This window comes from Croceimicrobium hydrocarbonivorans, from assembly GCF_014524565.1.
Lineage (GTDB): Bacteria > Bacteroidota > Bacteroidia > Flavobacteriales > Schleiferiaceae > Croceimicrobium > Croceimicrobium hydrocarbonivorans.
In genome coordinates, this window is the sequence record NZ_CP060139.1 from 19,689 (window position 1) to 45,831 (window position 26,143).

The 26,143-nt window shown below is 41.8% G+C and carries 27 protein-coding genes and 1 tRNA gene; 25 read left to right on the plus strand and 3 right to left on the minus strand.

Translation table 11 applies throughout. The annotated features are described in order from the left end of the window. Positions 1-32 precede the first annotated feature (32 nt). From H4K34_RS00095 to H4K34_RS00105, 3 genes are all read left to right on the plus strand, one after another. Positions 33-617, plus strand: a complete 585-nt coding sequence (locus tag H4K34_RS00095) for a hypothetical protein (protein WP_210758800.1) — start codon at positions 33-35, stop codon at positions 615-617. Next, positions 618-1,100 carry a DUF4199 domain-containing protein gene (locus tag H4K34_RS00100; RefSeq protein ID WP_210758801.1) on the plus strand — a complete coding sequence of 161 codons (483 nt, stop codon included), beginning with the start codon at positions 618-620 and terminating at the stop codon, positions 1,098-1,100. A 62-nt stretch (positions 1,101-1,162) separates the two neighbouring features. Further along, positions 1,163-1,245 (plus strand) — tRNA-Leu (locus tag H4K34_RS00105). 146 nt (positions 1,246-1,391) lie between these two features. Here H4K34_RS00105 and H4K34_RS00110 read toward each other — a convergent pair. After that, a complete protein-coding gene (locus tag H4K34_RS00110; RefSeq protein WP_210758802.1) occupies positions 1,392-2,864 on the minus strand; it encodes a T9SS type A sorting domain-containing protein in 1,473 nt (490 codons plus the stop codon). A gap of 283 nt (positions 2,865-3,147) precedes the next feature. Here H4K34_RS00110 and H4K34_RS00115 point away from each other — a divergent pair, with 283 nt between their 5' ends. From H4K34_RS00115 to H4K34_RS00175, 13 genes are all read left to right on the plus strand, one after another. Then, complete coding sequence (locus tag H4K34_RS00115; protein WP_210758803.1) at positions 3,148-3,792, plus strand: hypothetical protein; 645 nt, start codon at positions 3,148-3,150, stop codon at positions 3,790-3,792. Between the two features lie 77 nt (positions 3,793-3,869). Beyond that, positions 3,870-4,424: a YdcF family protein gene (locus H4K34_RS00120; protein ID WP_210758804.1), complete on the plus strand. Its 555-nt coding sequence runs from the start codon at positions 3,870-3,872 to the stop codon at positions 4,422-4,424. Positions 4,425-4,682: 258 nt separating this feature from the next. Beyond that, positions 4,683-5,456, plus strand: a complete 774-nt coding sequence (locus H4K34_RS00125) for an abortive infection system antitoxin AbiGi family protein (RefSeq protein WP_210758805.1) — start codon at positions 4,683-4,685, stop codon at positions 5,454-5,456. A gap of 125 nt (positions 5,457-5,581) precedes the next feature. Continuing rightward, the gene (locus H4K34_RS00130) at positions 5,582-7,384 is read left to right on the plus strand and encodes a helix-turn-helix domain-containing protein (RefSeq protein ID WP_210758806.1); all 1,803 of its coding nucleotides are present in this window, start codon (positions 5,582-5,584) and stop codon (positions 7,382-7,384) included. Between the two features lie 115 nt (positions 7,385-7,499). Then, positions 7,500-8,087 carry a hypothetical protein gene (locus H4K34_RS00135; RefSeq protein WP_210758807.1) on the plus strand — a complete coding sequence of 196 codons (588 nt, stop codon included), beginning with the start codon at positions 7,500-7,502 and terminating at the stop codon, positions 8,085-8,087. Further along, complete coding sequence (locus tag H4K34_RS00140) at positions 8,084-9,118, plus strand: alpha/beta fold hydrolase (protein WP_210758808.1); 1,035 nt, start codon at positions 8,084-8,086, stop codon at positions 9,116-9,118. The genes H4K34_RS00135 and H4K34_RS00140 overlap by 4 nt, the downstream gene beginning before the upstream one ends. 12 nt (positions 9,119-9,130) lie before the next feature. Then, the gene (locus tag H4K34_RS00145) at positions 9,131-10,051 is read left to right on the plus strand and encodes an NAD(P)-dependent alcohol dehydrogenase (protein ID WP_210758809.1); all 921 of its coding nucleotides are present in this window, start codon (positions 9,131-9,133) and stop codon (positions 10,049-10,051) included. Positions 10,052-10,268: 217 nt separating this feature from the next. After that, on the plus strand, positions 10,269-10,814 hold the full coding sequence (locus H4K34_RS00150; RefSeq protein ID WP_210758810.1) for a hypothetical protein: 546 nt from the start codon (positions 10,269-10,271) through the stop codon (positions 10,812-10,814). A gap of 176 nt (positions 10,815-10,990) precedes the next feature. After that, on the plus strand, positions 10,991-11,899 hold the full coding sequence (locus H4K34_RS00155) for an NAD(P)/FAD-dependent oxidoreductase (protein WP_210758811.1): 909 nt from the start codon (positions 10,991-10,993) through the stop codon (positions 11,897-11,899). A 108-nt stretch (positions 11,900-12,007) separates the two neighbouring features. Further along, positions 12,008-12,958 carry a C45 family autoproteolytic acyltransferase/hydolase gene (locus tag H4K34_RS00160; protein WP_210758812.1) on the plus strand — a complete coding sequence of 317 codons (951 nt, stop codon included), beginning with the start codon at positions 12,008-12,010 and terminating at the stop codon, positions 12,956-12,958. Positions 12,959-12,975: 17 nt separating this feature from the next. Next, positions 12,976-13,599, plus strand: coding sequence for a hypothetical protein (locus H4K34_RS00165; protein ID WP_210758813.1), 624 nt, complete (start codon positions 12,976-12,978; stop codon positions 13,597-13,599). Next, the gene (locus H4K34_RS00170; RefSeq protein WP_210758814.1) at positions 13,583-14,125 is read left to right on the plus strand and encodes an RDD family protein; all 543 of its coding nucleotides are present in this window, start codon (positions 13,583-13,585) and stop codon (positions 14,123-14,125) included. The genes H4K34_RS00165 and H4K34_RS00170 overlap by 17 nt, the downstream gene beginning before the upstream one ends. Positions 14,126-14,127: 2 nt before the next feature. Continuing rightward, positions 14,128-14,763: a hypothetical protein gene (locus tag H4K34_RS00175; RefSeq protein WP_210758815.1), complete on the plus strand. Its 636-nt coding sequence runs from the start codon at positions 14,128-14,130 to the stop codon at positions 14,761-14,763. 30 nt (positions 14,764-14,793) lie between these two features. Here H4K34_RS00175 and H4K34_RS00180 read toward each other — a convergent pair whose 3' ends face one another. Next, positions 14,794-15,216, minus strand: coding sequence for a peptidylprolyl isomerase (locus H4K34_RS00180; protein ID WP_210758816.1), 423 nt, complete (start codon positions 15,214-15,216; stop codon positions 14,794-14,796). Positions 15,217-15,294: 78 nt separating this feature from the next. Between H4K34_RS00180 and H4K34_RS00185 the strand changes: the two genes are divergently transcribed. The 7 genes from H4K34_RS00185 to H4K34_RS00215 all read left to right on the plus strand — a co-directional run bounded on the left by H4K34_RS00185 (position 15,295) and on the right by H4K34_RS00215 (position 22,026). Continuing rightward, positions 15,295-15,711, plus strand: coding sequence for a hypothetical protein (locus tag H4K34_RS00185; RefSeq protein WP_210758817.1), 417 nt, complete (start codon positions 15,295-15,297; stop codon positions 15,709-15,711). Positions 15,712-15,789: 78 nt separating this feature from the next. Continuing rightward, positions 15,790-16,551, plus strand: a complete 762-nt coding sequence (locus H4K34_RS00190; protein ID WP_210758818.1) for an SDR family NAD(P)-dependent oxidoreductase — start codon at positions 15,790-15,792, stop codon at positions 16,549-16,551. A 28-nt stretch (positions 16,552-16,579) separates the two neighbouring features. Further along, positions 16,580-17,473: a helix-turn-helix domain-containing protein gene (locus H4K34_RS00195; RefSeq protein WP_246452162.1), complete on the plus strand. Its 894-nt coding sequence runs from the start codon at positions 16,580-16,582 to the stop codon at positions 17,471-17,473. A 283-nt stretch (positions 17,474-17,756) separates the two neighbouring features. After that, positions 17,757-18,368 carry a hypothetical protein gene (locus H4K34_RS00200; RefSeq protein WP_210758820.1) on the plus strand — a complete coding sequence of 204 codons (612 nt, stop codon included), beginning with the start codon at positions 17,757-17,759 and terminating at the stop codon, positions 18,366-18,368. 125 nt (positions 18,369-18,493) lie between these two features. Beyond that, on the plus strand, positions 18,494-19,474 hold the full coding sequence (locus H4K34_RS00205) for a c-type cytochrome (protein ID WP_210758821.1): 981 nt from the start codon (positions 18,494-18,496) through the stop codon (positions 19,472-19,474). Between the two features lie 138 nt (positions 19,475-19,612). Continuing rightward, positions 19,613-21,241 (plus strand): T9SS type A sorting domain-containing protein, encoded by a 1,629-nt coding sequence (locus H4K34_RS00210; protein ID WP_210758822.1) that lies wholly within the window; start codon positions 19,613-19,615, stop codon positions 21,239-21,241. A 35-nt stretch (positions 21,242-21,276) separates the two neighbouring features. Further along, complete coding sequence (locus H4K34_RS00215) at positions 21,277-22,026, plus strand: hypothetical protein (RefSeq protein ID WP_210758823.1); 750 nt, start codon at positions 21,277-21,279, stop codon at positions 22,024-22,026. Here H4K34_RS00215 and H4K34_RS00220 read toward each other — a convergent pair. Further along, positions 22,023-22,937: a hypothetical protein gene (locus tag H4K34_RS00220; RefSeq protein ID WP_210758824.1), complete on the minus strand. Its 915-nt coding sequence runs from the start codon at positions 22,935-22,937 to the stop codon at positions 22,023-22,025. The genes H4K34_RS00215 and H4K34_RS00220 overlap by 4 nt on opposite strands. Positions 22,938-23,259: 322 nt before the next feature. Here H4K34_RS00220 and H4K34_RS00225 point away from each other — a divergent pair, with 322 nt between their 5' ends. Next, a complete protein-coding gene (locus H4K34_RS00225) occupies positions 23,260-25,629 on the plus strand; it encodes a phosphotransferase (RefSeq protein ID WP_210758825.1) in 2,370 nt (789 codons plus the stop codon). Continuing rightward, a complete protein-coding gene (locus tag H4K34_RS00230; protein WP_210758826.1) occupies positions 25,626-26,141 on the plus strand; it encodes a CDP-archaeol synthase in 516 nt (171 codons plus the stop codon). Before H4K34_RS00225 ends, H4K34_RS00230 begins: the two co-directional genes overlap by 4 nt. Positions 26,142-26,143 lie beyond the last annotated feature (2 nt).

Sequence of the window (26,143 nt, forward strand, 5' to 3'; positions counted from 1 at the left end):
AAACTATTAAAGGCCCGGCTTGTTTAGAAAAAATGCAAAAGATTTGGGAAAAATGGCAGGCTTTAATGCCCCCGGTAAAATGGCTCTTGGTCTTTGTGGTGCTGGCCTTTGGAGCGGCCTTCTTCTTTGCTCCTAAAGCCAAGGTGGTGAACTACCAAGAATTGTCTTTTGCTACCAGCAGTGACTCCCGACTGTATTTCAATAATATTCGCTCCTATTATTACCATATCGACAATCTGAGTAAAAAGCCCATGGAAATCCTTCGGTTGAAACGATTGGGCTCTGAAAGGGATCAAGGGAATTTAAATTTTGCTTTGATACGCTATCCGGCAGGGGATCAATATTTTGTATTAGCCGAGCCGGGATCTGACTTTGAACAATGTGATAGTTTACGAGTTGTTTTTAGTGAATATCCTGATTCCGAGTTGCATAGATTATCGAATGCCGAAATTCATTTTGAGATTGCAGCCAAGGTTTACAGTTCTTTGATCAAGCAGGAATCGATTTACCTTTGTTGCGGCCGAGATACTTTAAAGCAGCTCTATCAGGACCAAGCAGAAAGGCTGGATGCCGAAATTGCTTTGGAAGATTATTTCAAACTCACCCTAAAAAACTGAATGATGAGCGATTATTTGCGGTATGGATTAAGTATTTCGAGAAAGAATGGATTGTTCTTAGCGGCTTTCCTCACGGTGTTTTTCTTGGCTATGCGAGCTTTAGGCTTAGCCCATGAGTATTATTTAAGGGTATTTAATGCCTTGATATTAATCCTCTTAATCGGCAGAGGAATTTTAAGCTATCGCAGCAAATTGGAAGACGAGCACTACGGCACATTTTTCGATTTATACCGAATATCGCTACGTACCGCTTTTATTGGGGTCGCCTTATTCAGCGTTTTTCTGGCTATTTACCTCGATCAAATTGACCCGGCCTTTATGCAGGAAATTCAAGAGGTAGAAAGTCCGGTTCCCTTTATGAGCCCGGTTATGGCAGCGGGAATAGTTTTTATCGAAGGCTTGGGTTCTTCCCTGATCTTTAGCTATTTGGTAATCCAATTCCTTAAAAAGCCCACGGTAGAGTTCAAGACCGAAAAAGCCTAGAGGAAAAGCTTTCGCATTTTAAAAAAATTACGATTTTTGCCCTCCCGAAAATTTCGGGATTTGCCCAGGTGGTGGAATTGGTAGACATGCTGTCTTCAGGCGGCAGTGGCCCTTGGCCGTGCAGGTTCGAGTCCTGTTCTGGGCACCGCAAAATATCAGACCCTAGTTAGTTTATTCTGGCTAGGGTTTTTTCTTTAGTATAGGCTTGTTAAGGCAGCGAGAATATTGCAGTGCTGAACTAGGTATTGAAAGGAGCACTTCTTAACTCAAGCTCTCAATAACAATAAAATGTTAATCGGCTTTTATTAGCTTTCGAATGTATTGATCATTCTCAGTCTTAATACGAACAATATACAAGCCTGACTTTAAGCTGCTAATATCTGCTGTAAAGCTTTCTGAAATAGGTGAAAATTCAAGGTATTCCTGTCCAGAAATTGTGGCGATCTGTATTAATCGAATCGGTGAATCGCAATAAAATCCAACAAACTGACCACTAATATTTGGATACATTTTTAAACCATAATTAGTGGCGTTATTTAATTCATTAAAGAAGTAATTTTCACCCGTCTTCTTGAAGAAAAGAAGCCTTCCCTGTGACCCCTCAATACGATTCCCAACTGAGAGCACCAAATTTCCTTCCGGACTTAATTCGGCATCATCAAACTTCAAATCATAATAGCCTCCTAGGGAATCTTTTAAGCTTAAGTCAAAAACAATCTCATTCTGATCATAACCAATTACTCTTAAGTGATTTCTACTAGAGGTCCTATTCCAAAATGTATCTTGATAAGATTCGATATAATAACTTAAATCACCTCTTTTCAATATAGTAAACCAAGTTCTGGCCCCTGAACTAATGGTAGTATCTGGAGATACCCGACGCTGAATAATAGGATATTTCATCAAAGTGTCTCCATTGATAGACATTTGAACTATACTCCGTTGTGAAAGGTTATTTTTCACTTGATAATCGTGGGTCATATAGCCTTTAAAGCCATCTACGAATAAAACACTAGATCTATTTCCAACCCGGTGATAATTGAGAACTTTCAGATTATTAACATCTATTTCACCAATGATATAATCAGGTTCAGATTTAAAACCAGAACTATCACTTATTAATATTGAAAACAAAGAAGTATCTGAATTCACATTAATTAAATTTAAGGTGAACCTCTCTAAATTATCTTTAATGTTTTTAGGAAATTGATTAAAAAATAAATCCTCTGTAAGTTCATTTAGAGTATCACCAGAAGCAATCGCTATTTGAGCTAGTGTGTTCTCCTGTAAATTATAGAACCAAATGGATTGCGAGTACTTGGCAATTTGACTTTTAGGATAGCCAATCGCTCTTAAATTACCCTTTATCCTCCAGGAAGCTTCAGCCTCTCCATATTTCACAAAATCTAAAACTCGATGAAGAGGATAAGCCGATTGTCCTGATGGTAAAGTATCTGAATACAACAAGTATCCTTTCTCTCTAAAAAATGTAAGCTCGTTAGCATATAGAGGCACCGAGCTATAGGGTTCAGGTGCATTTAGAATTTCACCACTTGAACCAAAGGATAACTGTTTATATATGCCCCCGCCGGTAGAAGAACTATAAAATGACAATGCGCTTTTTAATACCGTATCACCAACTAAACAAATATTAAATCTATTCCTATCTGATTCAAGGCCAAAGTCAAAAGCTGCATAAGACTTTTGAGTCCAAGCTTGAAAATATTGGATTAATAGGATGATTATCAGTAGACCCTTATTCAATTTAGGATAGGATTTTAACTAAAGATATCACTTTCAGCAGCCTTACTGAGTCTAGCTAAAATCTTAGCAATCAGACAGAATATCAAAAACTCAACATCAATTATCAAAGCGACAATACCTTTTTAACGGCAGCACTAAATTAGAATTAAGATCAAATCTTTACTAATTGTTACTCCTTTAACACTACAGAATTAGTATTAAAAATCAGTGACCCTCAGAAACATTCCGGCTATATCCTGAAACAAAGTTTTTAAATATCAACATTATTTATTTCTTTACTCTTGTGAAATTTTACTCCTCCAGCCCCTCCGTAGCCCATGCTATCAATAGAACTTGGATTTATTTACCCCCAACTTTCCTGTTGCTCTTTGGATTGCCATTTGCCCTGATTTATATTTTTGATCACTATGACTTGCTCTCTGGTGATCTCTCCATTCTGCTGCTTTTCCTTTTCAGCTTCGGATGCGCTTTTATTTATGGGATTTTTGCTACTGAACATTGGTTTTCCAAATACATTGTGCAGGTAGACAATCAAAAGGAACTCTACCAAAGAGCGGTTTGGAATGGGGTGATTTTAAAGTTTTCAGCAGATAGAGTTTTAAAGCGCCTCGCTATCACCCCTGTTGACCGAAACGTGATCTATCAGCCTCAGTTACCTGACTTGGATTTTAAATATAAGCTAAGAATCACTGCCACTCATTTAATCATCAGGAACCAAAAAATTCCTCTGAACAAGATTAAAAGCTATAAGCTTAGACCTTATTCCTATACTCAATCAAGCTTATTTTACTCCAATAGGTTGTACCTCTACAATACTGAAGGAGAAAAAGCACAGAAGAAAATTGGATTGGCTAAGCCTCGAAAATTTGAAGCAGCCCTTTATGAATATTGGAGGAATGCTCATTTAGCTGAAGGCGCTCAAAACTGAATAATGAATCCTTCAAGGGTATTTTTTTTTTAATCCGAAGAGCTCCTTACTGCGGGCTAAGGATACAATACTAAGACATGAAAAAACTGAAAATTATTCTTCTGCTTTTGATCGCTTGGTTTCTCATTCACGAACTATTCATTATTAGTGATGGTCTCCTCTCCCAGCCTACGCAAAGCGATTATGCGGTGGTTTTTGGCAATAGGGTAAATCCCGATGGAAGTCTTTCTGAGCGACTGGAAGCCCGAATGCATAAGGCCTTGGAACTCTACAATGATTCGCTGGTTGCTAAAATTTTTGTGAGTGGAGGTTTGGGCAAAGAAGGACACTATGAAGCTCAAAAAATGGCAGAATATTTATTGGCTCATCAAGTATTGGCATCGGATATAGTGATCGACGATCAGGGAAACAATACCTGGTTAAGTGCCCAGAATTTTAAAAACAGCTATTCGGATTCTACTTCGGTAGTTTTGGTGAGTCAGTACTTTCACATTAGTCGCTGCAAACTGAGCTTTAGGAAACTAGGTTTTACCCGGATATCAGCGGTAAGCCCTAATTATTTCGAGTGGCGCGACTTCTATGCTTTGTTTCGAGAATTCTTTGGCTATTACAAATATTGGCTCCTTTACTAGTTAGCAATTATCCGCACCAGCGAGGAAGGATATTCGGTAAAACAATTTTTAAAAGATTGAATCATAGCTGTTAGATACCAACCCGTAGAGTCAAATACTTTAATTTGTTTCACTTAAGACTAAAAGGAGCTTAATTAATTGAGTACTTTTCAGCGACACGAAAATATAATCAGCTAGTCTTTTAAGACCAAATGACATAATTTAATCCAATATATGCTTTGCATCTACTATTATTAACACCATAAATTTTCACTAATAATGGCCATTAGCACCAACTCTATAATTCATTATACAAATACGTTTAACAAACTAAGGTCAATAATTTCCACACAAGGATTTAGGATATCCTATTGTCGTGAAAAGGTAAATACTAGAGGTGGTCAAAATTACTCGTTTGGCATCCCTATGGTAAGTTTTTGCGATATACCTATAACGGATTACAAAAAGAACTTTTACTACAAGAAAGGAGAAAAGCTTGGTTACTACGGAGATTATGGGATAGGTTTACACAAAAATTGGGCCTCCAGTAATGGTTTGAATCCTGTAATATATATTGACTACAACTCCTTTGCAGGCACTGGCCTACGTAAAAGTTTAGATTACTTTAATGATTTAGATCGTTCAAGAAGTGAATATAAAAGTTTTGAACTAAATGAATTAATTCAAATTGCTTTGCACGCCAAAAATTATCAAGGTGAACTTATAATTAACGACAAGTTGATCGAAAAAAGATACAAGTTTTACGATGAAAGAGAATGGCGCTATGTACCAAAAAGTAAAGAAATAAAAAACTACCCCTTGCTCGTGAATATCAGTGACTATGATACCAACAAAGACAATCTAAATGAAATTATATCAGATTGTTATCTGAAATTTAATTTAGATGACATATCATATATTATTTTAAACACCACTCAAGAACTGGATAATATTGTTGATCTGTTACACGAAAAAACTGCAGGAAATGATTTTTTATTCAAAAAAATCGTGACAAAACTTTTCACAAACGAACAAATAATGTCTGATTTTTAACGACTATCCATACTATCTACTTATCATGATCGTATTTCGGGAGTTTTAACTTCTTCAGTTTTTAACCTATTAACTTTTTAACATTAATTTCATAGCCCTATTTCAAGATCCTCAAGGCTTAGCAATTGAACTCTAATTCATCCTCGTCTTCTAAAACCACCATTGCCGTTCTTCCTTTCGTGAACATGAGCAATAGTTCCGAAAATGAACACTTTAGCGATGGTATTAGTGAGGAGATTATCAATGCTTTGGCCAAAATCGACGGACTGAAAGTCACCTCTCGCACTTCCGCTTTTCAATTCAAAGGCAAAACCTTATCCATACCGGAAATTGCCAAACAGTTGGGGGTTTCAAGCATTCTTGAAGGCAGCGTTCGACTTTCGGGCAATGCCCTGCGAATCACCGCTCAATTGATTGATGCCGCCGAAGATTTTCATTTTTGGTCCGAAACCTGGGACCGTAGTATGGAGAATATTTTTGCGGTGCAGGATGAAATTAGCCTCCTGATTGCTGAAAAACTGCGGGAACATATCGGCCACTTCGAAATTGAAGAAAGGCCAAGGAATCGGACTACACAGGCCAGTGCCTATTCCTGGTATTTGAAAAGCAAGCACAGTTTTGCTAAATTTCAAAAGGCCGACATTCTTTTGGCCCTACAAGAGATTGAGAGAGCCATCGAAATTGATGCGGAATGTCCTTTTTACCATGCCTCCAAAGCTATCTATTATGGTTACCTCGGACTGGTAAAGGCTATTCCGGGAACGGAGGCTTTTAGTCTGTCCAAAGATGCCGCCCTACGCGCTTTGGAGCTAGACGCCAATGACCCCGAAGCCAATTATGCGATTGGTATGGTGCATTATTTCTTTGAGAAGGATGTCAACACCGCCGTTTCCTACCTCAAGGTGGCTTTAAAACATCGCCCTAATTATGTGAATGCCCTTTTGGGCGGATCGGTTATGGATGTGGTTTCCGGTCATTATGATCGAGCTTTGGATCGCCTGCAAAAGGCCTTTGAACTGGATCCCCTCATTCCTTCGCATCGCTATTATTTGGCCTCTGCCCTGCAGAGAATGGGACGTTATGAGGAAGCTTTAATCGAAGCCGATAAGGTCTTAAAGTCCATTCCCGATCACAGCAATTCCTATTATTTAAAAGGAATCATTCTTAGTCGTTTGGGACGGTATGAAGATGCCATTGCGCATTTTCAGCATTTCCCCATGAGCCCTGATCAAGAAGTGGAGTATTCCGCGGGAATTGGAATCGTATATGCCACTTCAGGCAATAAGGCTTTAGCTGAAGAGTACCTGCAAAAACTAAATCAGGAAAACCAGAATTTGCATTTAGCTTCTGAAGAAAATCCCAGGCTTATTATTCATGCCTATCTGGGCAATTTTGATTGGGCTTTCGAAGAATTGGAAAAGGACATTCGCGCCGGCAAGTACTATTTAAACTTCTATCGCGAGATCCCCGCCTTTCAGCTGCTGGCCCAAGATCCTCGCAGCCGACTCTTTGAGCAGATTTTTAAATCGGATGGACGTATCGAGGAAGCGGAAAGCACAAACAGTCCTAAAAAGGTATTGCTAAGCCAAGCGCAAATTGCCAGCTACAAAAGGCAGCTCCTGGATTATATGAATCTGGAAAAGCCCTATTTAGATGCAAGCTTGAGCTTACGCCGATTGGCAGACCAACTTGAACTTTCGCCCAATCAATTATCCTTGGTACTCAATGAAGGCCTAGGCAAGAACTTCAATAATTTCATCAATCTCTATCGTATTGAAGAATTTAAGCTTATCGCCAAGGATCCAAGTTATGCCCATATCTCTATTGTAGGATTGGCCTACGATTGCGGCTTTAATTCTAAATCGGTATTCAATACCTATTTCAAACAAATTACCGGTCTTACGCCTTCTGAATATTTAAAAGGCTAGTCTACCTTTTCATCACATTTAGGCGTTCAGAATCATGATTCCGAACCGCCTCTATGAAATCACGAACGCCCGCTTGATTGGAGCTTCGGTCCTTTGCCGACGCAAATCAATCAACATGAAAAACAAAGTCTTCAGTAGTATTATTTTGCTTCTGGTCTCCTTAGCCTTGGCGGCCCAAGCCGAAATACCGAGCCCGAAGAATGCATCCCAGGATCAAAAGCTAGCCCTAAAGCTTGAGTACTTCGGGGAATTAGTCCTACATCCGGGAATTAGCCTGGGGCTCAATTATCAGCTCGCCCAAAACAGTTGGGCCATCATTCATTGGGATGCCGACCTTGGCGCTTATTGGCATCGTTGGAACCATAGCGCAGCCTTCTTTAAATCGAGCATTGGCGCGCGCATGGGAAGAGGCTTACTATTCGCCGACCTCAATTTAGGTCTGGGCTATATGCATTCCTGGGCGGCTGGGCCCATCTATCAAAGAGCGGAAAATGGCGGAGTAGAAATCGCGACTAATTGGGGCCATTCCCATTTTATGCCTACCGCCTCCCTCCTCTTTGGTTGGCAGGGAAGCCGAAATCAGCATTTACCCTGGAGCCTTTATCTGGGACCAGAAGTTTATTTACAGTCTCATTTTAATCATAGCTATTTACCCCATATCGCGCTAAAAATGGGCATCACTTATAAAATCAAGCAAGCATGAGAACCGCTATAAAATACTTCGCACTATTCGCTTTACTTCTTATTATCTCTTGCAAAAAATCGGGGTATTACGAGGGCGAACATTTCTTTATAAGCAATGCCGGTGCAGAAATGCCGGTCTTTGTAAAGGGCAATATTGAGTCGGGCACCTTTATTCTTTTTCTGCATGGCGGACCAGGTGGGAATGCCTCCCTACCCTCCTTTATGCCCGTTTCCAAAGAGTTGGAAAAGGACTTTGCTTTTGCTTACTGGGATCAAAGAGGCTCTGGTTTATCGATGGGAAACCCTGAAGCCAGCACATTTACGGTAGAACAATTTGTAGATGACTTAGACCTGGTGGTGGAAACCATTCGCTTGCGATATCACAATCCTCGCATAGTATTTTACGGTATTAGCTGGGGCGGTGCTTTGGGCAGTGCCTATCTCAGTACCAAAAATTATCAGGAAAAAGTGGATGGTTTTATCTGCATGGATAGTGGCCATAATCTGGTGGAAGGACTACCCAAATCGGTGGAGTTTGTGGAGGCCTATGCCCAAAAGCAGATTGACCAAAATGTCGATAAAGCTTACTGGACCGAAGCCCGGGATTGGTGTGCCTCTAAACCCAATATGACGGTGAAGGAGAATTACTTTAAATACGATGCTTACTTATCCAATACCAATGCCTATCGCAAAGATCCCAATCAAAAAGTACAGGGACCCGAGGTAGGATTGCGGGGCAGCCTTAATTCTTATTTATCCTTAGCAGTCTTTTTCAATGGTCAGTATTTGGTACCGCGCTTCAATATTTTGGAGCTCAACTTGAGTCCAGATATGGCTAAAATCAAAATCCCCAGTTTAGTGATATGGGGTCGCCATGACGGGGTAAACACCATCGAAATGGGCTTTGATGCTTTTCATAGTATTGGTGGTCCGGATTTCACCGATAAGTATATGGTGATCCTCGAAAACAGCGCCCATGAAGGCTATATCGAAGAACAAGATCTCTTCATTGAGAGCTTTCGCCGCTTTGTAAATTCACTCAAAAACTAAAAAATCCTAAAAATGAAAGTTGTAAGCTATCACCAATATGGTCCTCCTGAAGTGCTGAAAATTGAGGATCGTCCAAAGCCTATACCCAAAGACAATGAAGTACTGGTGCGAGTATATGCCACCACCGTTACTTCTGGAGATACGCGTTTGCGGAGTTCCAATTTCCCGGGAATCGCCTGGCTTATCGTGCGCTTGGTTTATGGTCTTTTTACTCCGAAGAAGAAAGTTCTTGGTCATGAATTTGCCGGTGTGGTAGAAGCCGTTGGTAAGGAAGTGCGCAAATTTGCTCCTGGAGATGAAGTGCTGGGCACCCCTACCGGCTTGGAAACCGGTTCCTATGCCGAATACCTTAGTATTCCTGAAAATCGCAGCAAAGGGGTGCTTGGACTGAAGCCCAAAAGCCTAGACTTTAATGAGGCAGCAGCCTTACCGGTAGGCGGAATGACAGCCTTATATCTCCTGCAAAAAGCTGCCATTCAGAAAGGACAAAAAGTGCTGATTTATGGGGCTTCCGGCAGTGTGGGAAGCATTGCCCTGCAGATTGCCAAAGCCAAAGGAGCTATCGTAACAGCCGTGTGCAGTTCTACTAATTTTGAGATGGTACAAAGCTTGGGAGCGGATGAACTTATCGATTACAAAAGTCAGGACTACTCTATGCTCGGTACCCAATATGATATTGTATTAGATGCGGTGGGTAAAAGCTCCAAAACCAAGGCCAAGAAGATCCTAAAAAAGGAAGGCCAATTTGTTTCAGTGGCCGGCATCACCAAGCCTAAACAAGAACATTTGGATGCATTATGCCGATTAGCCAAAGAAGGAAAAATTAAACCTTATCTCTCCAAAGTTTATCCCCTCAACCAAATTGTTGCAGCACATGAATATGTGGATCTAGGCCATAAAAAAGGGAATATAGCGATTGATATGAAGCCTTAAAGTCGACCTTAAACAGGAACCCTATCCAAATGAAAATCTATACAAAGTCTTTACATCAGAATAAGACAGAACAAAGAATCCTTATCTAAATACCTGTATTTCTTCCCTTTACAAAACTAAAAATCGGGCTTTGGTATTCAAAAATAGCCATCCCTTAAGTTCAGGCTTTGGCCATTAATTCATTTAGCTAGCTTTGATTGCAACGAAAACTATCAAAATGAAATCAATTAAAATTCTGATCCTCCTTTTGGGGATGAGCAGTCTTTCTTTTATGCTCAAGGCCGGCAATCACGATGGTATTCCCCATATGGGTGATGGCAAATTCAACAAACAATCACATTGGCAATTTGGTGCGGGCTACGGACCCAGCTTTGCGCGCTTTGGGGCTCAAATTAAAAGAACCATGCCCCTGTTTAAAACGGGAACCTGGGCCGCTTGGGGAGCCTTGGGTTATAATTATGGTGTTTCCTATGGTTTAGGATTGGACTTCTATTTGGTGGATCAATTGTACCTAGGGCTCAACTATGGATCCGTAGGAGGCTATTCAGTAATTAGCTTTAGTCCGCGTACTTTTTTAGAAAAGGAATACCACAATGCTACCGGTGCTGCTATCACCCTTAATTACGATTGGTTTTTTGCCGGACATTTTGCCGTGGGCCTGGGAGCTGGAGTGGGCTATGCAGGTGAATTGGAATACGGAAACAAGCCCATCTTCTACCAAGTAAATCTGGGTTTGAAATACGCTTTTGAACTCAAGCGCTAAACTGTATAAATCGAAATCTCAGCTATTACTTTAAAGCCCTGGGTTCTACCTGGGGCTTTTTTTGTGCTAGGAAACCTTGTGCATTCAATTCATTTTGAGGAAACTTAATTGCAACATTGTTGCATTTATTGAATTTTAATTTGCACTTTCGTCACCATAATAGCTCAATTAGAAATATGGAAGCAAAGCAATCCTTTGAAGTCATTATAATTGGTGGAAGTTATGCCGGTTTATCTGCGGGCCTGGCCTTGGGTAGAGCCTTGCGAAAGGTCTTGATTATCGATAGAGGCAAGCCTTGCAATCGCTATACTCCACATTCCCATAATTTCGTCACCCATGATGGTGAAGAACCCGCTGTGATTGCGGAAAAAGCCAAAGCTCAGGTACTAGCCTATCCTACGGTTCAATTTAAAGAAGACCTAGCTGTGAAGGCATCCAAGCAAGAGAATCACTTCGAAATTGAATGCGCTACGGGCAATATTTTCCGAGCTAAGAAATTACTCTTTGCCACTGGTGTTAAAGATCTGATGCCCGAGATCCCAGGATTTGCCAATTGTTGGGGTAAAAGCATTATTCACTGCCCCTATTGCCATGGCTATGAGGTAAAAGAGGCTAAAACCGGCATTTTCGCAGCGGGCGATGCGGCCATGCATTATGCTCAACTTATCTCCAATTGGACTGCAGATCTCAGCATTTATAGCAATGGCCCTTCCGGCTTAAAGCCTGATCAATTGGCGCTTTTAAAGAAACATCAAATTCCAGTGATCGAAAAAGAGATCGCGGCCTTTGATGAAGAGCAAGGTCAGTTAAAGCGAATCCTCTTTAGAGACGGGACCACACAAAGCATAGAAGCCATTTACAGCAAACCCAGCTTTGAGCAACATTGCCCCCTCCCCGCCTCCTTAGCTTGCCTGCTAAATGAGCAAGGCTTATTGGAAGTCGACTTTATGCAAAGAACTACTCAGCCTCATATCTATGCTTGCGGCGATAGTGCCAGTCCATTTAGAGCGGTATCCTATGCCGTAGCCAGTGGCAGCATTGCCGGGGCAGTGATTAATAATGATTTGATTGAGGAGGAGTTTTAAGGGATCTCCTGAATTATTTATTGGCATATTCTACATTAGTCCTCTGAAACCGGATTAAACTAGATGCAAGATCCACCGATTAGTCTAAATTCCCTGTAAAACCTTAGTATGCCTATCCCTGAACATATCATCAACCTCGATCTTGCACCAAAGCATCGCTGGGCTTTTTTAGAAAATCATCGCCAGGCCGTTCAGGATTTAATCGCTTGCTATTTGGAAGACTTTAGTGGGGAAGAAAGTCTTCTTCAAGGACTGAGCTCACTTAAAGAGAATTGGATTAATACTGAGTATTTTGAAGAAATAGAGTTCATAGCCTCTCTCACCAGTTTCAGCGCGGATGAAGTGCTGATGGCCAATCTCTATTATGATGTGCTTAAATTTTACTTTGGCTGCACGGCCTTCGCGCTTGAGAGTCCTATGGGAACTTTACATGCCCGCAATTTGGATTGGCATACTGAAGCGAATTTATTAAGCAAGCACAGCTGCATATTCAACTTTCAAAAAGGAGCAAAAACCCTATTTAAATCGGTAGGCTGGCCCGGCTTTATTGGAGTCTTATCCGGCTTAAAGCCTGGCGCTTTTTCAATTAGCCTCAATGCCGTATTAAGCAATGATTCCCCCGAGTTTGCTCGCCCCATTTCCTTTTTCTTACGAGATGTACTTAGTCAGGCAGAAAGCTACCTTCAAGCCAAGGAATTACTAGAGCAAACTACAATCGCTAGTGACTGTTTACTGCTTATAGCGGGCACTCAAAAAGGAGAAATGCAGGTTATTGAACGAAGTCCGAAACGCTTTGCCAGCCGCGATGCAGAGGAGAATCATATTGTGGTTACGAATGATTATAAATTGTTGGAGAACACCAAACAAGAAGGGGGTCAATTACAAGCTACTTCGTGTAGCCGATACGATCGTGCCTTAGAATTGCTGAAAAGCTCAAAACCCAGCGATGCTGAGGACTGTCTGAAAATACTACAAGACCCCGCCGTGCAAATGAATATTACGGTGCAACAGATGGTTTTCAATGTAAAGGATGGCAGTATCACTTTAGTAAAGACCTGATTTAGGAGGCCTTCCGAATGAAGTCACTCTATACAGACTTTAGCCTCAAGCCCCATTGGTCTGCTCAAAAAATCATGCAAAAGCTATGGGCTGATTTGAAAAAAGAAAATCCTGATGCGCGACTAAAAACTGAGCATTTACAGGCCCTGTTGATCTTTTCAGACCCTAAGCTAAAGAAGTACTACCACTTAATATTCCTGAAGAATCAAAGACTGAATCCAAAAGTCCAAGGCTTTTTGGATCTTCGTTTACAGCAGTGTGCTGATTTGGCTCCGGAGTCCAGACCCAAGCATAGCGACTTTAAAATTTCAAAACTGTTAATCGCCTATGAATTGGAGCTAATTTTAGGTGCCTTAGCATTGGAAGCATTCTTCTTTCGGCTTTCCTACCGGGATCACAAGAACCGAGAAATACCCATTGATCAAAGACCTATCCGAGCTATCGCCTTTATTCATTTTGCTTTTGTTTATGGCTTAGGGATAGGATTAACTTATCTCGATCTTCGATTTATTGCCTTTCCAATCCTGGTTTTTCTGGTACGCTTTCAATTGCGCTTTCGAAAGCAAAGGCTTGCATATAGTCGGGATATCCTAAGACAAAGTTTAAATTTAGGCTCTTTGCCAGATGACCATGGAAACTGAACAAAGCAGCCTAGATAAGAGCAGCATTTCACGAAGGCTTATACTCAAAGCCATGTGGTTTGATCATATGACGATATCTAACTTCTTGATATTACCCGCTGGAATCGCGTTATACATGGAATATCTGGAACTAGTTCCCAAAAGGATACTACCTTCAATTATAGCAGCCCTCTTTTTTCTGATCTATCTCAATAAGGATATTGTGGCAGGAAAAAGCTGGGCTAAGCGAAAACTGGGCCTTCAGTTAATTGATCGAAAAACAGGTGAGAATGCGACTAGCTTCCAATGCTTTATCCGAAATTTAGTTATTGTTGGCCTTTTACCATTGGAACTCTTCAGTGTTTGGCGCAGGCCGGCCTTTCGTTTAAGCGATCGCTGGGCTCGAACTCAAATGATCAAAACGGAAAAAGAAAATGCCTGGCTTATTTGGAAAGACCTTGCTCAAATAAAAGAAGATCCAACGGTAGGTCTTACTTTGCTTTCTTGCTTGGCATTTTCAGTTGCAATATTTCTGATGAATCACTAACGATGAACTCCTCCTTCCGAACCCTCTTTTTATGCTATTTCCTTTGTCTTTTCTCTCCTTTGCACAGTCAAAGCATCCAAGAATTATTCAAGGCCTTAGGAACCGAATACTTTTGGGGATTTGATTCGATAGCGAAAGACTCTCTACTACAGTGGGGCTATTACAATTTACCAGATGCCGATAGTCTGGAAAGCGAGAGGCTAGAATACTACGCCACTGCAGACTATATCCATGTAACTCACTTTTACCCAAGCGGTCCAAGTGGCTTTAGTACTATACAATTACGAAAGTTTAGCACGGATGAAGGTCAATGCCTGCTTGTATATTCCAGACATTCAGGCTCGCGCTGGCTTAATTTCCAAGACAGCTTAGTGGTTTTTGACCATACTGAAAAAGGTTTAATTCCCAGTTCAGACTATGGACTGCTTTCAAGAATGGATTATTCAAAGCATCTCAAAGCGAATTGCCCCGATTCGATACAAGACTTTAGTCAAAACTATAATTTGAATCCTGAGTCGGATAATGCCATTGCCTATGGAATATTCGCTGCCCGAATTGATTTTCAAGAATGGATAGCCCGAGAAGAAATTCTCTTCTACTGGAATGGCAAAACCTTTATTGAAATTGAAACCAGATAAGAAACGTTGACAAGCATGCCTCAATTTAGACTACTCCTCTACCCAGCGACTGTCGTGGGTTTTTAGGACCACATAATACCAATGATAGGCAGGGATATCCACAGTGAATATTTCACCTTTTTGATGTTCATCGACTGCCTCAACAAAGGCTTTAACGAAGATTTTAGCACGAAACCATCCTAAGTCACCACCCCTCGAATCCATATTATAAGCTTCGACTAATTCCTGAAAAGGACGGCCTTCTTGATAGGATTGAATAATAAGTGCTTGTAAGGAATCAATCTGAGTGGAATCTAACTTGAGTCCATTCAAATAGATATAGCTAGCTCGATATTCTTTTATCGAATCACCTTGCACTATTCCTGAATGATTAATGCTTAAATCGGATGGTAGAGCCTTAATTTCCGAGCTAGCAAATAGGCAAAGCAGTGAGAGGTAGAGGTATAATCTCATATTTTCGATTAATGGTTGGGGAATTTAACTATTTAACTCCCCTCCAAAACCCCATTTTGTAAAACCTGAATAAATTTCATGCAAGGCACTTCCTATAAACAAGAGGAGAAAATGCAGACCTGGCGAAAGGGCTTTTTTGCCAAAAGAAAAGCCGAACGCGAATCCTTTTTAAAATGGTTAAGCCTATTAGCCGTGGGCTTTACAATTGCAGGCTATTTGTCCTACCTTTTCTTTACGGATGATTTGCAGTTTATTGGCCTCGAAACCAAAATCACAAGGGCAGAAGTTATTCGCGCTAAAAAAGTGCCTTATATGAAGAATTCTTGGCGCACCAGAGTGACTTATCAATTCGAAGTGGAGGGTCAAAAATTCATAGGTCAGTATCTGAGTTATGGACCTCCTAATTTTATCCTGCATAAGATTTCCATTAGGGTAAAATATGCCCGCTCCAATCCGAAAAGAAACAAATTTGTAGAAGAAATCTATATCCGCTAATTCGGTTACAAAATGCCGCGATTCAGTTTAAAGCCCCTCCCCCCAACTTTGCAATTTTGAAATCCAAAATTTCATAAAATGCAAAAGAGAAAAATAGCTTTCGTAAGTGGCGGTAGTCGGGGTTTAGGTCGGGATATGGCCCTCAATTTAGCGGCAAATCAACAAGATGTAATTTTCAGTTATCATCAGAATAAGGCTGCGGCCGATCAAGTAAAATCCGAAATAGAAGCCTTGGGCGTGCAGGCTCATGCTATTCAATTAGACAGTCGGGACCTCAGCAGCTTTGATAACTTTATAGATCAATTAAGCTCCATCCTTAAAAATCATTTTGATCGCAATCAATTGGATGCCTGGGTAAACAATGCAGGGACGGGAATCTACAAGCCTTTTGTAGAGACCAGCGAGGCCGATTTTGATGAAATGATGAATATCCATTTCAAAGGGGTTTATTTCCTCACCCAAAAGGCTTTGCCAATTATTAAGGACGGTGGCAGTATCGTAAACATTTCCTCTGGCCTGGCTCGATTTAGCTTTCCTGGATCTTCCGCCTATGCATCTATGAAAGGCGCTATTGAAGTATTTACTCGCTACCTGGCCAAAGAATTGGGGCCACGTGGCATTCGTGCCAATGTGGTAGCGCCAGGTGCCATAGCCACCGATTTTGGTGGAGGCTCTAATCGCGATGATGAGCAAAAACGCCAGCATATTGCCAATATCACCGCTTTGGGTAGAGTTGGCGAAGCCGAAGATATTGGCTCGGTTGTCGCTTTCCTTTGTAGTGAGGCATCCCATTGGCTTACAGCTCAACGCATTGAAGCTTCCGGCGGCACTCTTATTTAAAATACCTTTGGAAGCCATGCACTTAATTATGTCAATAAGCGAATACCATAAATTGGCGGGGCTCCCTTCACCGGAGCACCCGCTTATTAGCCTGGTGAATTACAGTGATGTTAATTATCAATACGATAGGGATGAAATCAGCCTGCGCTCTCCTTACTATACCATCGCATTAAAACACGGAGTACAAGGTAAAATGCGCTATGGCCATCAAGCTTATGATTTTGATGATGGCTTGATGTCTTTTGTCGCTCCAGGACAGGTAATCAGCGTAAAAGCCCATTATGAAGAAGGTAGCAAACCTTATGGCTGGCTCCTATTATTCCATCCCGACTTTCTTCTGAAAAGCGCTTTAGCCGATACAATCAAGCAGTATGAATTCTTCAGCTATCGGGTGAATGAAGCGCTGCATCTTTCTGAAAAAGAAGAGTCGGCCATGATTCAATTAATGAAGAATATTGAAGCCGAATACCATCATCCCATCGATGCCTTTAGTCAGAATATCATTTTAGCACAAATTGAAGTTCTGCTCAATTATGCCGAACGCTTCTATCAAAGGCAATTCATAACTCGAAAAGTTAGTCACCATAGCCTGCTTAGCCAGGTTAAAAAATGGCTGCAGGACTATTTTGAAAGCGATACAGCGCATCGAAAGGGCCTACCCAGTGTCCATGATTTAGCCGAATCCCTAAACATGTCGCCCTCCTATCTCAGTCAGTTTTTGAAGCTACACAGTGGTCAAAATGCCCAGCAACATATCCAAAGCTATTTGATTGATAAGTCTAAAGAAAAGCTAGCACAACCCGAATTAAGCATTAGCGAAATTGCTTATGATCTGGGTTTTGAGCATAGCCAGTCTTTTAGTCGACTGTTTAAACGCATGGTTGAAATCAGCCCTAAGGAATTTCGAGAGCACTTGAATTGAAGTATTTAATTAGCTTTAAAGGATTAATTTAAAATTGAACCATCTGAAAGCTAGCTCCGCCCATCTGCCAAAGACAAGCCTGATTCTATTCATCCTGCTGTTAAGCCCTTTACTTAGTAGCGCTTGCCTCAACACCGAACAGTATAAAATTTTCCCAGTTGGAATTCATAATGGGAATATCGTAAGTGTTGATTTTCAAATACTAAGAACATCTATTGGGGAAGGAAGTCGTATGCTGGATCTTGAAATACCAGATTCAATACCCTCTGAACCGAGCGATGAAATGTTCATACTCATTAGCCGCATTCGCATTTACAATTCACAGCAAAGTTTACTAGAAAGTGACACTCTAGGCAGCCTCAGCTACAGTTTTGGCAAGGACTATAGTGATACCTTATTAAAAAGCTATTACGCATCCTATAAACGTGCGCAAAAACTATATCCAGAAATGGAGCTTTTTGAAACGGAATACCTTTCTTTTTGTGATTTCTATAAAAGCTGCGAAATGGTTTCGCTCGGTTTTAATGCGCAAAGCGGACAGGACCAACTCTTAATCGGGAAATCGCAATATCCCCTTTACATTTTTGGCGATAGCACCTACGCCATTTATGGGAATAAGGAATATTACCCAAACAGTGCCGGCCTTTTTATTAGTTCCGTTCGCATTTATAAATCTAAGAATCACCAACTAATTATTAGTCATCTAGAAGCTGGACATGAGCTAGCAATGGGCTATATGGAAAGAAGTTCGGAGCCCGAAACGAATTGGCATAGTGGTGTACCCGCAGCCTCAGAATTCAAGCCTGATGTGGATTTTAGCGCCTTAAAATCTGCGGTCTACCAAGAACCCTTGCTTCATCATGGCTATGGTTTGGATGTATTTGTTCTTCTTTAATTGAGGATTTTCCCCTCTTTTAAGATTTGCCTTAATCACTTACCTTGAGGCCTTAAATAGTCTCTATAAGAATGAGTTAAGTTAATTGCACTTCATTCTATTCTGACTAAAAAGACCCAAACACCATGAAAAAAATCGGCAAACTACTCCTCATCTTAATTGGCCTGCTCATTTTATTAGGTGGTTCCACCCTAGCCTATCTTAAACTGGCCCTCCCCGATGTAGGTGAAGCACAAGCGATCACCATTAATGCTGATGCAGCAATGATCGAAAGGGGCGATTATCTCGCCAACCACCTAATGGTTTGCATGGATTGCCATTCGGAGCGCGACTGGTCTAAATTTTCTGGCCCTTTGGTACCTGGTACCTTAGGAAAAGGTGGCGAGGTTTTTAATCATGATCTGGGTTTCCCAGGAGTCTTCCTATCCAAAAACATCACCCCTTATAATCTTAAGGATTGGACCGATGGTGAAATCATGCGCGCCATCAGTACCGGTGTTTCCAAAGATGGAGAAGCCCTCTTCCCTATTATGCCCTATTCGCATTATGGAAAGTTGGATCAAAGAGATGTAGAAGCCGTAATTGCCTACCTCCGTACCTTGCCTTCCATTGAAGCAGAACACGCTCAATCCGAAGCTGATTTCCCTATGAACTTTATTATAAATACCATCCCACAAAAATCGGCTTTTAGCCAGCGCCCTAATCCTGAGGATAAATTGGCCTATGGCGAATATTTAATGAATGCAGCGGCTTGTTACGATTGTCATACTCGACAGGAGAAAGGTCAATTCGTCGGAAAAGACTTTGCCGGTGGCATGGAGTTCAAATTAGCAGATGGCTCCATTGTTCGCTCTTCCAATATTACACCGCATCCGGAAACTGGCCTGGGCAATTGGACTGAAGCCCAATTTGTGGAGCGATTTAAACTATATGGCGATAGTGCTTATGTTCCTCACGATGTAACAAAAGGCGATTTCCAAACCATTATGCCCTGGACTATGTATGGCGGCCTGGAAGAAAGAGATCTTAAAGCGATGTTTGCCTATTTACAAAGCTTGGAAGCGATAGAGAATACTGTGGCTCGCTTTACGGAGCCCGGAACTTAAGCCAATAGAAATACAAATAAATCTAAGCCATGGCAGCAGCAGTTACCATGGCTTTATTTTTGTCAAAGCTTGCCATTCTACCGCATTCCAAGCAACCATAGTATAAGCATCAGTCTAATAGACTGAAAAATGAATACTATGCATAAATTTTACTTAACTCTCTGTAGCTCCTTTATTGCTTTGGGGATGTACGCGCAAAGCAGTGCCACTTTCGACCTCAATAATATCGAATGTGGCTTAAGTCCTAATGGCGGCCTCTTTCAAGATGATAACTATTGGGGCGATTTCAAAATTAAAAATGCGCAAGGCAAAGCAGTGCTTTTCGCTGGTCACCTTTGGTTAGCGGGTTTCACAAATGATACGCTTCGCACCGCAGTTCAAGAATACCAGCTGTACAATGATCCGGATTACAGCCAAACCGACTTTCGCTTCGGTCCCATTGCAAACGATTATAGCAGTGTAGATTATCAAAACACCTATGGCAAGGTTTGGAAAATGTCCAAAAGCATGATTGATCATCATATTCAACATTCTCAAGACCCCGGCTACAGTCCACTTACTGAAATCCTTGAATGGCCTGCCCATGGCGATACCTCCAATGGTGAAGCCTGGCTTCTGGCGCCTTTTGCCGATTTGAATGGAAACAAAGTGTACGAACCCCTAAGCGGTGAATACCCCATTATCCGCGGTGATCAAAGCTTGTATTGCATCTTTAATGATGAAGCGCGCTATAATCCCCGCAGTGATTTAAGTTCTTTAGGAGTGGAAGTGCATTTAGAACTCTATGGCTTCGATCCTACGGCTCTTGTATTAGCCGAAAATGCAGTTTTCTTGAACTATAAAATCATTAATCGCTCCAATCGAGATATTGACTCACTTTATGCCGGACAATGGTATGATAGTGATCTCGGATTTTCTTTCGATGATATCTGTGGTTCCGATTCCAGCCTGGCCCTTTCGTATACCTATAATGCCGATTCCCTGGATGAAGGCATATTTGGCTTCGGCTTTAATCCTCCCGCAGTGGGTTTCAGCATGCTCCAGGGCAGCGTAGCCGGAGCGATGTATTACAATAATATCGGGAATTTCATGGGTCCGATTGAAACCACCGATCCGCAAATTCAACAGCATTGGTTGAATTACCTCAACAACCGCTGGCAAAATGGAAAAGCCCTGCACATTGAAAATCCTTCCGGGCTTTATGATCCTGCCAATGGCGACGGCTACGAACCCGTTTCTTCTAATCCCGTAACCAATTGGGCCTTTGAGGATTCTCACAATTGGTATTGCTCCCCTTTAGAAACCACCGATAAACGTCAATTACTGAATCATGAAATGGTAAAGCTGGAAAGCGGCGACAGTCTCTGTTTTGATATGATGATTAATTATGCTCGTGATTTTATGGATATGAACCCCTGGGCGGCCGTTAGCAAGCTTAAATTTGAGCAACAATCTTTAGCCACATTCTGGTCTAATCAAAACTTCCGCTGTCAAACTGGGCCTATCCTGTCCCTCGAAAAGCCGAATACTTCTCTTAATTTAAAGGTTTATCCTAATCCTGTTCAAAACATTGTTAAACTCGACTGGGAAAATAGTACTGAGCTTAAGTATCAAATATTGAACAGTCAAGGCCAAGCTATTTTAAAAGGTCAGTTAAGTTCTTCTAAGCAACAAATAGAGCTGAACAGCCTCAGCCAGGGAGTCTATTTCCTTTTAGTTGAAAACGCACAAGGCTTAACACAGAGCATTAAGCTACTTAAGTCCTAAACAGGATTTGCTGTAAATTGGGCCTTTTAAGCCCTATGAAAAACTATGCAGCCCTTAGCTTCATCTTGATAACAGTCCTACTACTTAGTGCCTGTAGAAAAAAAGAAGAAGATTTAGGATACAATCCTGATAGTACAGAATTCCGATTTGGATATTACAATGCGGCGGTGGAAGGTCAATTATTTGATCCTCCTCGCCGCATTTTTAGTTCGAATTCCCAAGGAGAGCACAATGAAAGAGTCGATTCCTTAAACTTGGATAAAGACAGCATTGTAGACTTGCTTTTAAGGGTAACTAAATTGGAAGTTCCTGGCGAACTGCAATCTAAAGGCCTTAGTATTGAATCTTTCTTTGGCCTCTACGCCTTTCAAACAGGCCCTATTCTTTTTGATACCGTATATCAATGTAAAGGGCCAGATAGCTCTTTCATTTACAATCGGGGCAGCAATTATGTGTGCCCGACCAATCATCAGGATTCTGCCTTAAAATTCAATATCGTTCAGCAGGCCATTACTTATCAATTTGGGGATGCCATTATTGATGCTGACTCTGATCCAAATGTAGGTTGGGATAATCGCTCCTTAAGTCTCAGCAGCTACAGTTCTGGCTTTGATCGAAACTTTAATAGCCATTTCCGCTACGAGAACTTCATTGTTCCCAATCGCAAAAAGCTCTATATCGCCATCGAAAATCAATTAACCGGTCAATTGGGTTGGCTGCATTTGCAGATTATCGACCACAGCGAAATTCAGCTGTACGGATATGCATTAGAGAAGCTACTTTAATCGCTAGTCTGCTCCTGCCATTGCTTTAATAAGCCGGGTGGTCCGTGGGTAACCATTTGTGCGGCTCGAATATGGGCATTCCAATCTTGTTTAAAACCTTCAATATGGGTGGTAGCTCTACTGCTAAAGAACTTTACATGCGCATAGGCCCCCATCATTTGCTGCACATTGCCAAAACTCAATAAAGCGCCATTGGTAATCGTAATATCCTCATAGCTATACAAACGATAGGCGCCTCCCCCTTCTTTTTGTTCTGCCTTGGCCCATTGGTATTGTTGTTCCTGAATACGATTAATAAAGCCTTTCAATTCGGCATACTGCCCTTCATTCAATAAACCTGATTCCAGATTGAGCTCCAATTGTCTTAATTGAATATGCCGGGCTTTAGGATTCCATAATTCTTCGGAATCCATTTGCTGGTAAATGGAGTAAATATCCCTGCTCAACACATAGGCCTCCGGTGGCAATTCCTCCAAGCCATCCCGCAAACGATTCGACCAGAAGGCAAACTTGTATTCGAGCATCCGGCTATTGGCCAGAAATAAAAAGATGGGGATATCGTAGGCCACATATTGTAAGAGCGCATCACCCGACTTTAAAGCATTCTGAAAAAGGCTGCGAATATTCCGCAAATATTGCACAAAGTCTTCCTTGCTATTGAAAGTATTATCGGTAATTAAGGAAGAATCGCGCAATGGATAGGCTTCCAAAACTCTCTGTGCAGCCACAGGCATCAGCATGGTAAGCTGTACCAATTCTCCTGCACTCAGCTCCTTTTCACCACTAACCCGCCGTTGAGCACTAGCATAGCTTAGGTCTAAATGATCTGCGGTCCATTGTATTAAGCTGGTCTTCTCAGGTAACTCGGCTTCAATAGCCCTAAAAAATGCCCTTTGCGGGAAGTATGACATGTCGGTTTTTTTAGAGTCGCCAAAATACCAAAATTGAGCATTTAGCCGCTTTTGCGGGATGGCATCCTACAATTCATTGATTTTTCTGAGCCCGGCAAAGTCTTATCCCATCAGGCCTCATTCGAAAAATGAATAATTCCGATAGGCTCTTTTCAGCTTTTGAAAGCCCCCTGCAAGGAAGTGCTGGACTTTAGCCACGGCATAACGAAAAATCGAGAGTCATGAGTCCCTTATTTCTCAGCAAACATTTGATACGCTACGGATGGAAAATCCTGCTGATCCTGTTTGTCTTCCTCTCGCTTTATCTCAAAAGAAATCAAAAATGAAAGACAAAGTTTTAAGCCCCCAGCCCATGAATGCTCAAGCTCATTACCCACATATTCCCGGTCAGGGAAAAAATCATCCCGAAGCCCTGCAGCTCCGTCGCTCCTATCTCGACACCTTAGTTAAAGGCATTAACCTCAACTACGATTCACAGGGCTTACACCTGGAGCAAATCCAAAACAATATTGAAAACTTCGTAGGCACTACCGAAATTCCTTTGGGCCTGGTAGGTCCGCTCCTCTTCCAAAACCAAGATCAAGCCGAATGGGTGCACACGGCCCTGGCTACTACCGAGGGCGCCTTGGTTGCCAGCATGAATCGCGGAGCCAAGGCCTTAAGCGAATCCGGTGGTTTTCGATCGCATATCCTTCACCAAAAAATGCTGCGCACCCCAATGTTTACTTTCCAGAGTATGCATGAGGCTCTGGCCTTTGATCAATGGATAAAACGCCATTTTGAAGTAATCCGGGGTATCGCTCAAGAGCAATCCAATCATGCCGAATTATTAGAGATTAAAAGTGTAGTGGTTGGTAAAATCGTGCACCTGAAATTTATTTACTCTACTCATGATGCGGCCGGACAAAACATGACCACCGCTTGTACCTGGCAGGCCTGCCTTTATATCGACAAGCAATTTCCGGAAGAGACCGGCTTTGAGATTCTCAATTTTGTGATTGATGGCAATGGTGCATCCGACAAGAAAGTCTCCTTCTACTCTATGCAAAATGGTCGCGGCATTCACGTGATCGCTGAAGCTTTAATCACCCATGAAGCTTTAAGTCGCACGCTACGCACCACCGCCGAAGATATGTTCCGAGCCTTTAATCACTCAATGGCCATTAGTCGCTTTGATGGGATGATTGGCTATAATATCAATATCGCCAATGCCATAGCCGGCATATTCGCTTCCACCGGTCAAGATTTAGCCTGTATTCACGAATCCAGTATTGGTATCCTGCAGTTAGAGCCCACCGACGAAGGTTTGTATGTAAGCCTCAGTCTTCCAAATCTGGTGGTAGGTACCGTTGGTGGAGGAACCCATCTTCCCATTGCCAGTCAAACTTTAGAGCTCATGTCATGCAAGGGCCCTGGTAGCGCCCGTCGTTTTGCTCAGCTTATCGCCGGCTTTGCTCTTTCTCTGGAACTATCTACCCTGGCTGCGATTGTGAGCGGACAGTTTGTAAGAGCCCATCAGAGCCTGGGTAGAAACAAACCTAAAAACTGGCTGCTTAAAGCCGATTTAAACCCCGACTTCTTCAATACTCAATTCTCTCTTCATCATCCGGTACAAACCATAGAATGGCTGCCAAATCCTTTTGAGGAAAATGGAATCCTTACTGAACTCAGCCGCAAGGCCACCAAGAAATTGATTGGTTTGTTCCCTGCAGACCTCTATCTGGAATCCGGAAAAAAGCTAGAACTCATTTTAAAGAGTAAGGCATTGGGTTCGGAGCTCAATCAAGGCTTGCACTTTATGGCTTCAAATATCGATGCCAAGCTGGCCGATGAATTACAGGCGCATCAAGCAAAACTGGAATATGCCAACAGCCATTTAAAGGAATTACGAGTTTATCAAGCTTTACAAAAAGCGGGCTTAAGCATAATGCCCAAGTTCTATGGCGCAGTAGAAAATGAAGAACAGGAAATTTACCTCCTAGCCTTAGAACGCCTAAACCCTGATCAGCTGCAGATTTTTAATGCCGAAAACCATCCAGAAGCCTGGACCCTCGAGCTACAGCATCAAGTAATTCGCAGTATTCACGAGGTACATAAGGCATTTGCGGATAAGGACCTTTCGAATTTAGAACTTCAAGATGCAGAGGATTTCATGGAAGCCCGCTCTTTATTTAAGGCCTTCATCGATGTAAATCGCAAAGATTATCAACATCTAAACCTGGATCCCTATTTCCAAAAAATGCTAGGCTTTCTGAAGGAGTTTGAAGAAGGTGGAAGCCAGGGTAAAGGTCGAAAAACCTTAATCCACAATGATTTCAATCCGCGTAATATCGCTATCCGAAACAATGATCAGGCCTGTATTTACGACTGGGAATTAGCCCAACAGGGATTAGCCCAAAGAGACATATTCGAATTTCTGGCCTTTAGTTTGGAAGCGGGTTTTAAAGCCAATCGACTACTGGTATTATTGGACTGGCACTATGCCTTAGCCCAAGAATTTAATGCTAAGGATTACAGCCGTAAGGATTATCTGGAAGATATGGCCCTGGTAGCTAAATCTTTTCTGCTGCAAAGAGTCAACTTCTACCTCAGCGGTAGTACTCTGGTAAACTACCCCTTTATTGAAAGAGTCTTTAAAAGCTCCTTTGAAATGCTAGCGGTGGTGGAACGTGAAATCCGTCGCTTGTCATGAATTTAAGCTTCCATATCCAACACTATTTCATTCCCCTAATTCTGGCCAATCTTAGCCATATGATGATTGTTCGATATGGTTGGTTCAAAGCATTAGAAATACCCCTCTCCAATGCGCATTTCGGTGCCCATAAAACCTGGCGAGGTATAATTTTCCTGAGCCTGTTTGCTTCAATGTTTAGTCTCCCGGCCGCTTATGGGTCGGGAGCTATTCCTCTTAATCAAGCCGCTCTCTTAGGGGCAGGTTTAGGACTTAGCTACGCTCTCGCAGAATTACCCAATTCCTATTTCAAACGCAAAATGGGCATTGCTTCTGGTCAGCGTTCTCAAAGCTTCCCCAAGCTGCAAGTATTAATCGACAAGAGTGATTCTTTAATTGGCACCCTTGTTTTCTATAGTCTCTTTATCCATTTGGAATGGCCTCAAATAGCCCTCCTATTTAGCCTGGGTTTAGCCCTGCACTTAAGTCTCTCCTTTCTAATCTGGCAAATCGGCCTCAAAAAAGAATTCTAAGC

Bases quoted from the DNA above. Each gene is read 5' to 3' on its own strand.
- H4K34_RS00215 (WP_210758823.1), top strand. From the start codon at position 21,277: ATGAAAAACTATGCAGCCCTTAGCTTCATCTTGATAACAGTCCTACTA.
- H4K34_RS00170 (WP_210758814.1), top strand. From the start codon at position 13,583: ATGACCATGGAAACTGAACAAAGCAGCCTAGATAAGAGCAGCATTTCA.
- H4K34_RS00160 (WP_210758812.1), top strand. From the start codon at position 12,008: ATGCCTATCCCTGAACATATCATCAACCTCGATCTTGCACCAAAGCAT.
- H4K34_RS00205 (WP_210758821.1), top strand. From the start codon at position 18,494: ATGAAAAAAATCGGCAAACTACTCCTCATCTTAATTGGCCTGCTCATT.
- H4K34_RS00190 (WP_210758818.1), top strand. From the start codon at position 15,790: ATGCAAAAGAGAAAAATAGCTTTCGTAAGTGGCGGTAGTCGGGGTTTA.
- H4K34_RS00180 (WP_210758816.1), bottom strand. From the start codon at position 15,216: ATGAGATTATACCTCTACCTCTCACTGCTTTGCCTATTTGCTAGCTCG.
- H4K34_RS00195 (WP_246452162.1), top strand. From the start codon at position 16,580: ATGTCAATAAGCGAATACCATAAATTGGCGGGGCTCCCTTCACCGGAG.
- H4K34_RS00200 (WP_210758820.1), top strand. From the start codon at position 17,757: ATGTTCATACTCATTAGCCGCATTCGCATTTACAATTCACAGCAAAGT.
- H4K34_RS00230 (WP_210758826.1), top strand. From the start codon at position 25,626: ATGAATTTAAGCTTCCATATCCAACACTATTTCATTCCCCTAATTCTG.
- H4K34_RS00175 (WP_210758815.1), top strand. From the start codon at position 14,128: ATGAACTCCTCCTTCCGAACCCTCTTTTTATGCTATTTCCTTTGTCTT.
- H4K34_RS00155 (WP_210758811.1), top strand. From the start codon at position 10,991: ATGGAAGCAAAGCAATCCTTTGAAGTCATTATAATTGGTGGAAGTTAT.
- H4K34_RS00135 (WP_210758807.1), top strand. From the start codon at position 7,500: ATGAAAAACAAAGTCTTCAGTAGTATTATTTTGCTTCTGGTCTCCTTA.
- H4K34_RS00125 (WP_210758805.1), top strand. From the start codon at position 4,683: ATGGCCATTAGCACCAACTCTATAATTCATTATACAAATACGTTTAAC.
- H4K34_RS00150 (WP_210758810.1), top strand. From the start codon at position 10,269: ATGAAATCAATTAAAATTCTGATCCTCCTTTTGGGGATGAGCAGTCTT.
- H4K34_RS00120 (WP_210758804.1), top strand. From the start codon at position 3,870: ATGAAAAAACTGAAAATTATTCTTCTGCTTTTGATCGCTTGGTTTCTC.
- H4K34_RS00210 (WP_210758822.1), top strand. From the start codon at position 19,613: ATGCATAAATTTTACTTAACTCTCTGTAGCTCCTTTATTGCTTTGGGG.
- H4K34_RS00140 (WP_210758808.1), top strand. From the start codon at position 8,084: ATGAGAACCGCTATAAAATACTTCGCACTATTCGCTTTACTTCTTATT.
- H4K34_RS00225 (WP_210758825.1), top strand. From the start codon at position 23,260: ATGAAAGACAAAGTTTTAAGCCCCCAGCCCATGAATGCTCAAGCTCAT.
- H4K34_RS00100 (WP_210758801.1), top strand. From the start codon at position 618: ATGATGAGCGATTATTTGCGGTATGGATTAAGTATTTCGAGAAAGAAT.
- H4K34_RS00185 (WP_210758817.1), top strand. From the start codon at position 15,295: ATGCAAGGCACTTCCTATAAACAAGAGGAGAAAATGCAGACCTGGCGA.
- H4K34_RS00095 (WP_210758800.1), top strand. From the start codon at position 33: ATGCAAAAGATTTGGGAAAAATGGCAGGCTTTAATGCCCCCGGTAAAA.
- H4K34_RS00165 (WP_210758813.1), top strand. From the start codon at position 12,976: ATGAAGTCACTCTATACAGACTTTAGCCTCAAGCCCCATTGGTCTGCT.
- H4K34_RS00145 (WP_210758809.1), top strand. From the start codon at position 9,131: ATGAAAGTTGTAAGCTATCACCAATATGGTCCTCCTGAAGTGCTGAAA.
- H4K34_RS00220 (WP_210758824.1), bottom strand. From the start codon at position 22,937: ATGTCATACTTCCCGCAAAGGGCATTTTTTAGGGCTATTGAAGCCGAG.